The sequence below is a fragment of the Pseudomonas sp. N-137 genome (assembly GCF_034555295.1).
Lineage (GTDB): Bacteria > Pseudomonadota > Gammaproteobacteria > Pseudomonadales > Pseudomonadaceae > Aquipseudomonas > Aquipseudomonas rhizophila.
Genome location: NZ_JAXUDQ010000009.1, coordinates 58,767 through 71,670, shown reverse-complemented (window position 1 = coordinate 71,670; position 12,904 = coordinate 58,767). Strand labels below are relative to the sequence as shown.

Genomic DNA, 12,904 nt, shown 5'->3' with positions numbered 1-12,904 from the left:
TTCCGGTACTATCTCTCACAAAAATAAAATGCCCGTGAAATCGAGTGCTGCGTCATGACCAACCTCTTGCTCTATCAACGTATTGCCCAACAACTGGCTGAAGACATCCGGCGCGGTGTGTATCAGCCCGGCGAACGTGTGCCTTCGGTGCGCAAGATGAGCTCGCAGCTCAACGTCAGCCATGCGACGGTGCTGCAGGCCTACGCCAACCTTGAAGATCAGGGGCTGATCCGTGCGCGGCCGCAGTCCGGTTACTACGTGCATCAAACCCCGGCCCTGACGGCGCCGACGCCGGACATCGCGCGGGTCGAGCGTCCGGGGCTGGTCACGCGCAGCAGCATCATCCAGCAAGTGTTGGTTGAGTCGCGCCGCGAAGGGGTATTTCCCCTGGGCGCGGCGGTGCCGAGCGTCGACTACCTGCCTGTACGAGCGCTGCACCAGCAACTGGCCAAGGTCACGCGCTTCCACAGCCCGCGGGCGTTCAGCTACATGTTCAGCCCGGGCTTCGAACCCTTGCGCCGCCAAGTGGCGATTCGCATGCGCGATGCCGGGGTCGTGGTGGATCCCTCCGAGGTGGTGATCACTCACGGTTGCGTGGATGCGCTGCAAATGTCCTTGCGGGTGCTGACCCGGCCAGGAGACCTGATCGCCGCCGAGTCGCCGACCTACTACGGCTTGCTGCAACTGGCGGATCTGCTGGGCCTCAAGGTCATCGAGATCCCCAGCGACCCGGTCACCGGCATGAGCCTGGAAGCCCTGCAACTGGCGGCCAATCAGTGGTCGATCAAGGCGCTGGTGCTGACCACGCGCTTGAGCAATCCCCTCGGTGGGACGATGCCCGAGGAGCGGCAAAAGCAACTGTTGCGCCTGGCCTCGGATTTCGACATCCAGATCGTTGAAGACGATATTTATGGCGAGTTGATGTTCGAGCAGGGACGCACCAAGGCGCTCAAGGCCTATGACCGGTTGGACCGAGTCATTTACTGTTCGAGTTTTTCCAAGACGTTGTCACCGGGCGTGCGCATTGGTTGGATGATTGCCGGCAAATTCCAGCAGGAAATCCAACGGCTCCAGACCTTCAGCACGCATTCGGCATGCAGCGTCACGCAGATGGGCATCGCGGCGTACCTGGAAAATGGCGGCTATGATCGGCACTTGCGTTATATCCGCCAGGAGTACCGCAAAAACCTCAGTGCCTTTCAGTTGGCAGTGCAGCAATACTTTCCCGAAGGTACGCAAATGAGCCGGCCTAATGGAGGCTTCATTCTGTGGGTCAGTCTGCCGGGGCGGGTCAACACTCAGGAGTTGCATGTACGGGCGTTGCAGCAAGGTATCAGCATTGCACCAGGGCTGATTTTCAGTAACACCGAACAGTTCAACCATTGCATCCGCCTCAATTGCGGCACGCCTTGGAACCGCGAGGCTGAACGGGCCTTGATGACGCTAGGCCTGCTGGCCACCCAACTGTGCCAGGAGACCGCCAGCGGTTTTTGATAGAAACTGGCGGCTCCTGCCTGATGTGCTTGTCAGCGGCTGAGTAACAGGCGAGCATGGGGATCTCTGCCGTAAGTGCCGTAGTGTCTATGAAAGCCATTGCTCCTGCCGCCTGGGTTTTGATCGGCCTGTTGACTGCCTTCCATTCGGAAGGTGTCGTGGCTGCGTCGGCGCAGGAGAAACCGGCCGCCAGTGCCACTAAAAGCGCCTCGAAGAAAAAACCGGCAGTTGTTAAAAAAGCGCCGGCTAAAAAAGCTGCGGTAGCGAAGAAAAAACGGGCCCCTGTCGCCTCCAAGAGTCAATCTGCCCGCGAGGTCGCCAAAACCCGGTTACCGCCGGCCAAGCTGGATTTGAGCCTGCCTCAAGACATGGTCGAGGATCTGCAGCCTCCGGGTGCGGTGCCGTTACCCAAGCATGAGCCTTTGCTGCCCTCCATGTTTGGGGAAAAGCCGGGCCCGTTCCAACTCAATGGCCGTTTGTTGAGCAATGAAATGCAGCTGCCGTTGCGCAATCAAGAGCGCAATGAAGTCGAAGGCGCGGCGCTGGATTTCGAATTCAAGCAGTAATCCTTCCTCTCGTCGCTGACTGTAGGGTCATCCTGGCGTACAAGAAAAAACACACGGACGGTAATTTAAAACGAGTGTTTTAGCCGTTACTCTGTGTTCTGTTACCAATCATTACTTGTCGTGAGGATGTTGTCGTCATGAAATGCCGCGAAGGCTGTGGCGCCTGCTGCATCGCCCCTTCCATCAGTTCGCCGATTCCTGGCATGCCCCACGGCAAGCCGGCGGGCGAACGTTGCGTGCAGCTGTCAGTCGATAACCTGTGCCAGATCTTCGGCCAGCCGGAGCGACCGAGGGTGTGCTCGGCGTTCGAGGCCGACATCGAGGTCTGCGGCAACAGCTCTGAAGACGCCATCCGGCTGATCGGTTGGTGGGAGCAAATCACGGCAGCGTAATGGGCCAGTTCGGAACTTCGATAACAAGGAAAAAACTATGGGTTCGCTGCATCGTATGGCTGTGTTGTGTGGTTTGACCGTGCTGCTGGCAACGGCTACCGCCCAGGCAGAAGACTGGAAAGTCGCCAAGGAAGAGGACGGCATCAAGGTTTCCCTCAGTGAAGTGGCCGGTTCCAAGTACAAGGCCTACCAAGGCGTGACCGTCATGAAAACCACCATGGCCAAGCTGCAAGCGCTTCAGGAAGACGTTTCGGCTGCCTGTGCCTGGATTCACGAATGCAAGAGCCAGGAGCTGCTCAAGCATGAAGGGGACCAGAGCTGGACCTACACCCAGTTCAACACGCCCTGGCCGGTTACCCCGCGGGACTCGGTGTTGCAAGTGACCACCGTCAAAGGTGCCGATGGCAGCCTGACCCGCAACCTCAAGGGCGTGCCAACCTACCGGCCTGAAAAAAAGGGTTTTGTGCGGGTCACTCAAGTTGAAGGCTTCTGGAAATTCACGCCCAAGGACGCCGGTCAGGTCGAAGTAATCTATCAGGTCCACACCGAACCAGGTGGCGATGTTCCTTCCTGGCTGGCCAACAAGTTCGTGGTGGATGCGCCGTTCAATACGTTGAAAGCCTTGAAAGCACGTGCCGAGAAATAATCGCCGACGCTGCATGAAAAACCGCCCGTGAGGCGGTTTTTTTTATGGCAGCCGTCCAACGACTGAGCGGAACGATTGTTCAGCCCTGAATGTCGAGATAGAGGTAAGCCAGGCCCTGAATTGATCGAGGAGACACCGATGCAAAAGTGGGAAATCACTTTCGTTGATGATCACGGCGAAGCCATCGCCGAGCGGTTCGACTATGAACAGGAGCCCACGATGGAGCAGGCTGCGCAGTTGATTCGCCAAAAGCTGCTCCCCGTACCCGCCAAGCTTGATCTCAATGACCTGGAGGGCCGCACGGCAGACCCTACGGTCAAGAATCTCAAATCCCAGCACAGTATCGAAATCATCAGCATTACACCGATTTCATGAAGTCACTGCCTGGCCCCGCTTGGCAGTGACCACTACTTGCAGCTACTCTGCAATTGAGATCAGCGAAAGGATCGCTTAGGTCCGGTCTTGTCAGCTACATGCTTGTGTCCCGACGGTAATTTGATGCCGTATCGCTGCAACCCAAGGGTTGCCCGCACGGGAAGACGGAAAGTCTATCCATCGGTTTGAGGAGGACGTTTCATGAGCACAGCCTATCAAGAAGACATCAGCACCAGTGTGCTTCGCCGCATGAAAGAAGGCGGTTTCGATTTCTCACAATTCCATCCCATCGAGTTCTACGCCATTTTCCCGGATGAGGAGCGGGCGCGCAGGGCGGCAGGTCAATTTCGGGGTGAGTCATTGAATGCACAGATCAGCGCACGGGATGACGGCGCCTGGTCATTGGAGTTGAGCCGGGTGATGTACGCCACCTACGATGACATTGGAGACTTCGAACAAAACTTCGAGGCGGTGGTGGAGCCTTTGGGTGGCATCATCGAGGGGTGGGGCGTCAAACAGGAAATACGGCGCCTGCACGCCTGACCGTTCATTCACGCAACCCGAGCAACGGCTGACCCATGTGTCGGCCGTTTTCATAGGTGTGCTCCCACCGGGTCACCTCAGGCACAAAACCGACTTCATGGGGCCAACGGCTGTTTACGCCCCGCCATGTGCTTGAGATACCCCACCAGCAGATCCAGCTCCGCATCCGGCAGCACCGTGGCCGAGAACGCCGGCATCTTCCCTTGGGGCCAGCGACGCAGGCTTTGTGGGTCGCGGATATAGCGCTTGAGGAAATCCCCGGAAAAGTACTCGGTAGGATTGAAGGGGATGTTCAGGTCCGGGCCAAACTGCGCGTCGCCTGCGCCGTTGAGCCGATGGCAAGCCAGGCAGTTTTTCTGGAACAGTTCAAAGCCCTTATAGACCGGGTCAGCCTGAGTCACCGTGGGCGCCGGCAGCAGGGCAGGGAAGCGCTCGGCTACCGCTGACAGGCGCTTGATGGTCGCCACCGCGTACGGCCATTGTTCGGGGCTGATGTGACCTGCCTGGGGGTTGGTCCAGACCAGATAGAAGGGCCCGGCGCTGCCCTTGCCTTCACCCATTGGGGGCCAGGGGTGGGCCGGGTCTTCGATCGCCAGCCAGGCTCGCGCGCCGTTTGTGTTGAGTAACGGTGCTGCGGGCAATTCGGCGGCAAATCCGTCCAGCGCCACGGCCTGGAGATGGTCGTCGGGCTCGACGCCAGTCAACAGCGCTGTCAGCGGCACGGCGCGATAATTCATCGGCTTTTTGTAGGAAACGTCTTCAGCGATCTGGATCGTTCGGGCTTCAGGATGCTGGAGCAGTTCTTCGGTCTGCCAGGTGCGGGCAGTCGTGCCCAGCTCCAGCACCAGCTGCGCGGCAAACAAGGGCGTGCTGAGCAGCAGCGCGCCGAACACAATGAGAACTTTCACGAGGGTCGTTTTCCATGTCGAGGGAGTGCCGCAAAGGTTGGCACAGCCACCGCGACTCGAACAACGAACTCGTCACATTTTTTGATGATACAAGCGCTACCGCTTGCCGATGGTACAGGCACCCGCGCGCCGGATTCAGCCGATCACCTTGGTGATATTCGGCACAATCAACAGCAGCGTCGTGGCGAAGAGAATGAGTCCGGCTTGGCGAACTTTCGAATGTTTGAACATGGCTGACCCGCCTTTTTTGTTATTTCCTGAGGCCAGCCTGCATATCTCCTGACGGCTGGCGTTGCACTTCCTGTCTGACAAGCGCCTCGGCAAAACCCGACGACTATCTTGTACAAGGATTACATTAGGGGCCGCAGCCGCCTTGGCTTAGATCCAATTCGTATTAGTTTGCTGCCGTCCGCTCTTAAAGTGGTATGAGGCCTAGTGCCACCTTCGTGAAGGCCCTTTTGCTAGACACTTTGCTCACCTGAATCGGTTAACCCGATAGCATGCTACCGTTCGTCTGAGCGTGGCCGTCAACGTGGTTGAGCACTGCGGTCATTGAATCTCGGGCCGCTGGGCTTATGGTTGGAGCCATTGCATTGTCCCAGTGGTTTGAGGATGTCATGACCGAAGCTTTGATTTTTGACGCATTACGCACCCCCCGTGGCAAGGGCAAGGCCGATGGCGCTTTGCACAGCGTCAAGCCGGTGAACCTGGTGGGCGGCCTGCTCGCCGCCCTGCAGCAGCGCATGGGCCTGGACACCAGTCAGGTTGACGATATCGTGCTCGGTTGCGTGACGCCGATAGGTGATCAGGGCGCCGACATCGCCAAGACCGCCGCGCTGATCGCCGATTGGGATGTCAGCGTGGCAGGCGTGCAGCTCAACCGGTTCTGCGCCTCGGGCCTGGAAGCGGTAAACCTGGCGGCGATGAAAGTGCGCTCCGGGTTCGAGGATCTGGTGGTGGCCGGAGGTGTCGAATCCATGTCTCGCGTGCCCATGGGCAGCGACGGCGGCGCTTGGGCGCTGGATCCTCAATCCAATCTGCAGGGCCACTTCACACCTCAGGGCATCGGTGCTGACCTGATCGCAACCCTGGAGGGCTTCAGCCGCGAGGACGTCGATGCTTTCGCGCTGCACTCCCAGCAAAAGGCGGCCCGGGCCCGGGCCGACGGTTCGTTCAACAAATCCCTGGTGGCGGTGCGGGACCAGAATGGCATCGTGCTGCTGGATCACGACGAATTCATCCGTGCGGACTCGACTCTGGAGGGCCTGGGCAAGCTCAAGCCGAGTTTCGCAGCCATGGGCCAGATGGGCTTCGACGCTACGGCGCTGCGGGTCTACAGCCATGTGGAACGGATCAATCATGTCCACACGCCGGGCAACAGTTCCGGCATCGTCGATGGGGCGGCGCTGATGCTGATCGGTTCCGAAGCCAAGGGGCAGGCGCTGGGGCTGCAACCGCGGGCGCGGATCGTCGCCACGGCTGTCACCAGCACCGATCCGACCATCATGCTCACCGGCCCGGCGCCGGCTACCCGCAAGGCTCTGGTCAAGGCTGGGCTGCGGGTGGAGGACATCGACCTGTTCGAAGTCAACGAAGCGTTCGCCTCAGTGGTGCTCAAGTTCATCAAGGACATGGCCATCGACCCCGCCAAGGTCAACGTCAACGGCGGCTCCATCGCCATGGGGCATCCCTTGGGGGCTACAGGCTGCGCAATTCTCGGCACCTTGCTCGATGAGTTAGAGGCGCGTCACCTGCGCTATGGCCTGGCGACGCTGTGTGTCGGCGGCGGCATGGGCATTGCCACCGTTATCGAACGTCTCTGAGCCCCGACTTCAAGGAATACTTTTCATGAGCGATGCCATCCGTTACGAAACCGGCCAGGACCGGATCGTCGTCCTGACCCTGGACATGCCAGGCCAGAGCGCCAACACCATGAATGCGACGTACCGCGAGGCCATGGCTGCCTGCGTCGCTCGGTTGACCGCCGAAAAAGACTCGATTGCCGGGGTGATCATTACCTCGGCCAAGAAGACCTTCTTCGCTGGCGGCGACCTCAACGAACTGGTCAAGGTCGGTAAACCCCAAGCCAAGGCATTCTATGAAATGGTGCTCGGGCTCAAGGCGCAACTGCGTGCCCTGGAAACCCTAGGAAAACCGGTGGTGGCGGCCATCAATGGCGCGGCCCTGGGCGGCGGCTGGGAAATCTGCCTGGCTTGCCATCATCGTGTGGCGCTGGATCACCCGTCGGTGCAGATTGGCTTGCCGGAAGTCACCCTGGGCCTGTTGCCAGGTGGCGGCGGGGTGGTGCGGATGGTGCGGTTGCTTGGCTTGGAGAAAGCCTTGCCGTATTTGCTCGAGGGCAAGAAGGTGCGCCCGCAACAGGCACTGCAGGCCGGTCTGATCGATGAGCTGGCGGTGGATCGCGAGGACCTGCTGAGCAAGTCCAGGGCCTGGATTCTCGCCAACCCCAGCGTGGTCCAACCTTGGGATGCGAAAGGCTATCAGATCCCGGGTGGCACGCCGTCTCGCCCGAAAGTCGCGCAAATGCTGGCGATAGCACCTTCGATCCTGCGCAACAAAACCCAGGGTTGCCTGCCCGCGCCGGAGAAAATTCTCTGCGCGGCAGTGGAAGGTGCCCAGGTGGATTTCGACACCGCCCACGTGATCGAAACCCGCTACTTCACTGAGCTGACCACTGGCCAGGTGGCCAAGAACCTGATCGGCACTTTCTGGTTCCAGCTCAATGAAATAAAGGCCGGCGGTTCGCGCCCGCAGGGCTTTGCACCTTATCTGACCCAAAAAGTCGGGGTACTCGGCGCTGGCATGATGGGGGCTGGTATCGCCTACGTCAGCGCCAGGGCCGGGATTGCGGTGGTGCTCAAGGACGTCAGCCTTGCCGCCGCCGAGAAAGGCAAGGCCCGCACGGCGGCGCTGCTGGATAAGAAGATCGCCCGCGGGCAGCTTACCGTCGAGCAGCGCGAAGCCACGCTGGCGCGGATACAAACCACTGACAGCGACGCGGACCTGGCCGGTTGCGATCTGGTCATTGAGGCGGTGTTTGAGGATCGCGCCCTGAAAGCCAGCGTCACAGCCGCTGCCCAAGCGGTTGTTGGGGCGGACGCGGTGCTCGCCTCCAACACCTCGACCCTGCCCATCACCGGCCTGGCGACGGCTGTACCGGATCAGACGAAGTTCGTCGGCCTGCATTTCTTCAGCCCGGTGGAGAAAATGCCTCTGGTGGAAATCATCAGGGGCGCCCGCACCAGCGACGAGACCCTGGCACGAGCTTTCGATTTCGTTCTGCAAATCAACAAGACGCCGATCGTGGTCAACGACAGTCGTGGTTTCTTCACCTCTCGGGTATTCGGCACCTTTACCAACGAAGGCATCGCCATGCTGGGTGAGGGCGTGAGTGCGCCGATGATCGAGACCGAGGCGCGCAAGGCCGGGATGCCGGTAGGGCCTCTGGCGATCTCTGACGAAGTTTCCCTCAGCCTGATGAGCCATATCCGCGCGCAAACCGCCAAAGACCTGCAAGCGGAAGGGCAAACGCCGATCGAGCACCCGGCGTTCGCCGTGATTGACCTGCTGCTCAACGAATACAAGCGGCCAGGCAAAGCCGCCGGGGCCGGTTTCTACGAGTATCCGGCCGACGGGCAGAAACACCTGTGGCCGGAGCTCAAGCATCGTTTCGAGAAAGCCGACGGGCAGATCTCGCCACAGGACATCCGCGATCGCCTGCTGTTCATCCAGGCCCTGGAAACCGTGCGCTGCGTAGAGGAGGGCGTGCTCACCTCCACGGCGGACGCCAACGTCGGCTCGATTTTCGGTATCGGTTTCGCCGCCTGGACCGGCGGTGCGTTGCAGTTCATCAACCAGTACGGCCTGCGGGATTTTGTCGCCCGCGCTCAATATCTGGCCGAGCAGTATGGCGAGCGATTTTCACCACCGGCCTTGTTGCTGGAGAAAGCCGCCAGGCAAGAACTGTTCTGACTGACAGGGGAAGGGGCTTGCCTTGGGACGGTATTTCAAGGCACGCTCAGGGGGTGTGCAATATTCCCATCATCGTGTCAGGTATTTTTTATGTCGCTGCGCATCTGCATTTTGGAAACCGATACCCTGCGTCCGGAACTGATCGACCAATATCAGGGTTACGGGCAGATGTTCCAGCGCCTGTTTTCACAACAGCCCGTCGCGGCTGAGTTCATTGTGTACAACGTGATGCAGGGGCAATACCCCAACGGTGATGAGTCGTTCGACGCTTACCTGGTAACCGGCAGCAAAGCCGACTCCTTCGGCACCGACCCCTGGATTCAAACCCTCAAGACCTTCTTGCTGGATCGCTACCAGCGAGGCGACAAGTTGCTGGGCGTGTGCTTCGGTCATCAACTGCTGGCGCTGTTGCTGGGCGGCAAGGCCGAGCGCGCCACTCAAGGCTGGGGCGTGGGCACCCACCGCTACAAGCTCGCGGCCAAGGCGCCATGGATGAGCCCGGTGATGGAAGAGCTGACCCTGCTGATCAGTCACCAGGACCAGGTCACCGAGCTGCCGGAAAACGCCACGGTGATCGCGTCCAGCGATTTTTGCCCGTTCGCCGCCTACCACATCAACGATCAGGTGCTGTGCTTCCAGGGCCACCCGGAATTCATCCACGATTACTCCCGGGCGCTGCTGGAGATCCGCCAGCAACACCTTGGCGAGCAGATCTACCGCCAAGGCATGGCCAGTCTTGAACAGGCGCATCACGGCACCACGGTGGCTGAATGGATGATGCGTTTCGTCGCGCACAAGCCTGAAACCGCAGCGGCCCAAGACTAAAACACCATCGCCCCCACACTTGATAGACAGGTAATCAAGTGTGGGAGCGAGCCTGCTCGCGATGAATGTCACGCCAGCCTCAACCGCCTACAAGCTTGCTTACAACCACCCCGAGCGCTTGAAGCTCCCCCACAACGCGGTACAGCCCACCGCGATAAACCCCAGCACCAGAAAGTACCCGTAGTGCCAGGTCAACTCCGGCATGTTCTCGAAGTTCATCCCATAGATTCCGGCTACCGCCGTGGGGAACGCCAGGATCGCCGCCCACGCCGCGAACTTGCGCTGCACCACGCTCTGGCGCGACGCTTCGAGCAGCACGCCGACTTCAATGGTCTGGCTGGCGATGTCCGCCAAAGTCGCCAGGTCTTCCATCTGCCGCGTGACATGAATCTGCACATCGCGGAAGTACGGGCTCATGTTTTTGTCGATGAAGGGAAAGTCCAGTCTTTGCAGTTCTTCGCTGATTTCCACCATCGGTGCTGCATAACGGCGCAGGCGTAATACGTCACGGCGCAAGCTGTGCAAGTTCTGAATATCCCGCTCGTTCAGGGAGCTGCACAGTACGTTGCGCTCCAGTTCATCGATCTCGGCGTGAATGGCTTCACCCACCGGCTGGTAATTTTCAATGACGAAATCCAGGATGGCATAGAGAACGAAATCTTCCCCGTGCTCCAGCAGAATAGGCCGCGCCTCACAGCGTTGTCGCACGTGGGCGTAGGACGCCGAGTGGCCATTGCGGGCGGTGATGATGTAGCCGTTGCCGGCGAAGATATGAGTCTCGATGAACTGTAGCTTGCCGTCCTTGCGCACCGGCGAATACGTGACGATAAACAGTGCATCGCCAAAGGTCTCCAACTTGGGGCGACTGTGCTTCTCCATCGCGTCTTCAATCGCCAATTCATGCAGGTTGAATTGACGTTGCAGGTTGGTCAGTTCCTGGGCACTGGGCTCTTCCAGGCCGATCCATACAAAGTGGCCCGGTTTGGCTGCCCAGGCGCTGCCTTCGTCGAGGGTGATGTTGGTGACTTTCTTACCGGCGCTGTAAACCGCAGCAGCAACGACTCTACCCATGATGGTGGTTCACTTCTTCTTGGAAAATGGCAGTGGCAGGCAATCTGTAGCTTAGTGTGCCCTGCTGCTTGAGAGTCAGCAAAATCCACCGAGTTCGCCGGTAGAGTCAAATGCCCTACAGGTGGAATCAGAATCGTGCGGGTTTTTGTGGTGAGGGGATAAACCCCCTCGCCACAGGGTTATGTGCCCGGCTGGCTATTGTTTAACAGGCTCGTTAAACAGCCTGCACCTGCCGGTCCATCACCGCGATGCACTCGCGCATTTGCTCACGGCACTGGGCGATGAGCTGGGGCATGTCATCCAGGCTCAACCCCGCCGTGGGAATGGCCGGTAGCGAGCGTATGAGGATGTCGCCGCCTCGCCAGCGATTGAGGCGCATGTGCTTGATGTAGCTGCTGACGCACACCGGAACAATCGGTACCCCGGCGGCGATCGCCATCTGGAACGCGCCTTTCTTGAAGGGCAGCAGATCCTCGCCAAGATTGCGCGTGCCTTCCGGGAATACCCAGATCGATGTGTCCTCATGCTGCAACGTGTGAGTGGTGGTCAACATCGACTGGCGCGCCTTGATCGCGTTACCCCGGTCAATCAGCACATTGCCCGCCAGCCAGAACAATTGCCCGAACAACGGCACCCACTTCAGGCTCTTCTTACCGATGCACACGGTGCGGTAGGGCACCACGTTACCGAACATGAACAGGTCATAGTTGGACTGGTGGTTGGCAATGATCACGCAGCTCTGGGACTTGTTTACCAGGGTGTCGACCTCGGCCTTCACCCGCAGACGCAAAATGCACATGGCGGGCCACGCATACAATCTGGCGCATAAACGGCTGTTGTCTGGATTGAACGGCCGACACAACCCCAGGATCACCCCGAGCACACCCGCCAGCACAAAATGCACACCCATCAACAACATACGCAATAAAAACAGCATCTACAGGCCCCGTCGGGACAAAAGGTGGCGCAGTGTACGGATGTGCACTGTTTTCGGCAATTGCCGCTATAGAGGTAGGAGATGGGCGATGTTTGAGAGCATGTTTCCGATTAACGTGTCAGAAGCAGGCTAGAGCGGTTGTCGGTTTTTAAACGGAGCATGTAAGAAAAAGCCCGACACAGCGGTCGGGCTTTTCGTTTTGCGCTGAGGCAAGTTAACCCATGTGCTCCTGATCCAGCAGAATTGCACTGTCCAGCGTCTCCAGCAGGGCCTTGCGCACTTTCAGCTTGGTGTTCTTGTGGGCGGTCATGTTGATTTTCTTCAACTGACGCGCGGCCTCCAGCGCCGCACCCTGCAGCTCATCGGTCGACACCACCTTGTCGAGGAAGCCGGCGTCCACCGCGCTCTGCGGGTTGAACATCTCGCCATTGATCACCGAGCGATGAAACGCGGATTTGCGCAGGCGATCGCGGGCCAGCTCGATACCGGCGTGGTGCATGGTCATGCCGATCTGCACTTCGTTCAGGCCAATGCTGAACGGTCCATCGACACCGATGCGATAATCCGCCGACAGCAGCAGGAACGCTCCCTTGGCCACCGCATGCCCTGGGCACGCGACAACGACGGGGAAGGGGTGCGACAACAGGCGACGGGCCAGGGTCGAGCCGGCCGTGACCAGACTCACCGCTTCCTTGGGACCGGCGGTCATCACCTTCAAATCATAACCACCGGACAGAATCCCCGGTTGCCCGGTAATGATCACCACCGCCCGATCCGTCACAGCCTGATCCAGCGCAGTGTTGAACGCGGCAATCACATCCGGCGAGATGGCATTGACCTTGCCGTTGTTCAAGGTCAGGGTCGCGATACCGTCTTCGAGATGGTAGGCAATCAGGTCGCTCATGGCGCTATTCCTTGTAAGAGAAGTGACGCAGACGTTACCCACCGCCGCAGGCCAGGTAAAGCGCTGTGACTGACTCACCGGTCAGCCCCCAGCCCCGACAAACCGCCTGACCGCCCCATCGCCCGCGCCTTGCTCCATGGAACACTGCACACACAAACCCGAAGATTGGCCGGTTTGCCATGCTCGGACGCGTTTGAAATGTCCGATCACCTTAACCGCATGAAAATTCTGAAAAAAACCTTTGCCATCG

General features: G+C 59.3%; 13 protein-coding genes. 9 read left to right on the top strand and 4 right to left on the bottom strand.

The annotated features are described in order from the left end of the window. The first annotated feature begins 54 nt into the window (after positions 1-54). The 6 genes from T3A99_RS09025 to T3A99_RS09000 all read left to right on the top strand — a co-directional run bounded on the left by T3A99_RS09025 (position 55) and on the right by T3A99_RS09000 (position 4,016). Positions 55-1,494 (top strand): PLP-dependent aminotransferase family protein, encoded by a 1,440-nt coding sequence (locus tag T3A99_RS09025; protein ID WP_047228229.1) that lies wholly within the window; start codon positions 55-57, stop codon positions 1,492-1,494. An 89-nt stretch (positions 1,495-1,583) separates the two neighbouring features. After that, positions 1,584-2,060, top strand: coding sequence for a translation initiation factor 2 (locus tag T3A99_RS09020; RefSeq protein ID WP_076383845.1), 477 nt, complete (start codon positions 1,584-1,586; stop codon positions 2,058-2,060). A 137-nt stretch (positions 2,061-2,197) separates the two neighbouring features. After that, positions 2,198-2,452: a YkgJ family cysteine cluster protein gene (locus T3A99_RS09015; RefSeq protein ID WP_107322029.1), complete on the top strand. Its 255-nt coding sequence runs from the start codon at positions 2,198-2,200 to the stop codon at positions 2,450-2,452. 37 nt (positions 2,453-2,489) lie between these two features. Further along, complete coding sequence (locus T3A99_RS09010; RefSeq protein WP_047228232.1) at positions 2,490-3,098, top strand: START domain-containing protein; 609 nt, start codon at positions 2,490-2,492, stop codon at positions 3,096-3,098. 138 nt (positions 3,099-3,236) lie between these two features. Continuing rightward, positions 3,237-3,473: a hypothetical protein gene (locus tag T3A99_RS09005; protein ID WP_047228233.1), complete on the top strand. Its 237-nt coding sequence runs from the start codon at positions 3,237-3,239 to the stop codon at positions 3,471-3,473. 201 nt (positions 3,474-3,674) lie between these two features. Next, positions 3,675-4,016, top strand: coding sequence for a ribonuclease E inhibitor RraB (locus T3A99_RS09000; RefSeq protein WP_047228234.1), 342 nt, complete (start codon positions 3,675-3,677; stop codon positions 4,014-4,016). A gap of 95 nt (positions 4,017-4,111) precedes the next feature. Here the strand turns inward: T3A99_RS09000 and T3A99_RS08995 are convergent, their stop codons facing one another. Beyond that, entirely contained in the window at positions 4,112-4,924 is an 813-nt protein-coding gene (locus tag T3A99_RS08995; RefSeq protein ID WP_274090955.1) for a c-type cytochrome, read from the bottom strand. A 617-nt stretch (positions 4,925-5,541) separates the two neighbouring features. Between T3A99_RS08995 and T3A99_RS08990 the strand changes: the two genes are divergently transcribed. From T3A99_RS08990 to T3A99_RS08980, 3 genes are all read left to right on the top strand, one after another. Then, positions 5,542-6,747, top strand: coding sequence for an acetyl-CoA C-acetyltransferase (locus T3A99_RS08990; RefSeq protein ID WP_316912039.1), 1,206 nt, complete (start codon positions 5,542-5,544; stop codon positions 6,745-6,747). Positions 6,748-6,772: 25 nt separating this feature from the next. Further along, positions 6,773-8,917: a 3-hydroxyacyl-CoA dehydrogenase NAD-binding domain-containing protein gene (locus T3A99_RS08985; protein WP_322834232.1), complete on the top strand. Its 2,145-nt coding sequence runs from the start codon at positions 6,773-6,775 to the stop codon at positions 8,915-8,917. Between the two features lie 90 nt (positions 8,918-9,007). Continuing rightward, positions 9,008-9,742 (top strand): amidotransferase, encoded by a 735-nt coding sequence (locus T3A99_RS08980; RefSeq protein ID WP_316912037.1) that lies wholly within the window; start codon positions 9,008-9,010, stop codon positions 9,740-9,742. Between the two features lie 99 nt (positions 9,743-9,841). Here the strand turns inward: T3A99_RS08980 and T3A99_RS08975 are convergent, their stop codons facing one another. The 3 genes from T3A99_RS08975 to T3A99_RS08965 form a co-directional block, all read right to left on the bottom strand. Then, on the bottom strand, positions 9,842-10,813 hold the full coding sequence (locus T3A99_RS08975) for a magnesium and cobalt transport protein CorA (protein ID WP_047228239.1): 972 nt from the start codon (positions 10,811-10,813) through the stop codon (positions 9,842-9,844). 214 nt (positions 10,814-11,027) lie between these two features. Beyond that, positions 11,028-11,750, bottom strand: a complete 723-nt coding sequence (locus tag T3A99_RS08970) for a lysophospholipid acyltransferase family protein (RefSeq protein ID WP_281459956.1) — start codon at positions 11,748-11,750, stop codon at positions 11,028-11,030. A 214-nt stretch (positions 11,751-11,964) separates the two neighbouring features. Continuing rightward, positions 11,965-12,654, bottom strand: a complete 690-nt coding sequence (locus tag T3A99_RS08965; protein ID WP_047228241.1) for a crotonase/enoyl-CoA hydratase family protein — start codon at positions 12,652-12,654, stop codon at positions 11,965-11,967. Between the last annotated feature and the right edge of the window lie 250 nt (positions 12,655-12,904).

What these genes read in the sequence shown, in the direction of transcription:
- T3A99_RS09005 (WP_047228233.1), top strand. Translation starts at nt 3,237, where the DNA reads ATGCAAAAGTGGGAAATCACTTTCGTTGATGATCACGGCGAAGCCATC.
- T3A99_RS09015 (WP_107322029.1), top strand. Translation starts at nt 2,198, where the DNA reads ATGAAATGCCGCGAAGGCTGTGGCGCCTGCTGCATCGCCCCTTCCATC.
- T3A99_RS08970 (WP_281459956.1), bottom strand. Translation starts at nt 11,750, where the DNA reads ATGCTGTTTTTATTGCGTATGTTGTTGATGGGTGTGCATTTTGTGCTG.
- T3A99_RS09000 (WP_047228234.1), top strand. Translation starts at nt 3,675, where the DNA reads ATGAGCACAGCCTATCAAGAAGACATCAGCACCAGTGTGCTTCGCCGC.
- T3A99_RS08980 (WP_316912037.1), top strand. Translation starts at nt 9,008, where the DNA reads ATGTCGCTGCGCATCTGCATTTTGGAAACCGATACCCTGCGTCCGGAA.
- T3A99_RS08990 (WP_316912039.1), top strand. Translation starts at nt 5,542, where the DNA reads ATGACCGAAGCTTTGATTTTTGACGCATTACGCACCCCCCGTGGCAAG.
- T3A99_RS08965 (WP_047228241.1), bottom strand. Translation starts at nt 12,654, where the DNA reads ATGAGCGACCTGATTGCCTACCATCTCGAAGACGGTATCGCGACCCTG.
- T3A99_RS09020 (WP_076383845.1), top strand. Translation starts at nt 1,584, where the DNA reads ATGAAAGCCATTGCTCCTGCCGCCTGGGTTTTGATCGGCCTGTTGACT.
- T3A99_RS09010 (WP_047228232.1), top strand. Translation starts at nt 2,490, where the DNA reads ATGGGTTCGCTGCATCGTATGGCTGTGTTGTGTGGTTTGACCGTGCTG.
- T3A99_RS09025 (WP_047228229.1), top strand. Translation starts at nt 55, where the DNA reads ATGACCAACCTCTTGCTCTATCAACGTATTGCCCAACAACTGGCTGAA.
- T3A99_RS08975 (WP_047228239.1), bottom strand. Translation starts at nt 10,813, where the DNA reads ATGGGTAGAGTCGTTGCTGCTGCGGTTTACAGCGCCGGTAAGAAAGTC.
- T3A99_RS08985 (WP_322834232.1), top strand. Translation starts at nt 6,773, where the DNA reads ATGAGCGATGCCATCCGTTACGAAACCGGCCAGGACCGGATCGTCGTC.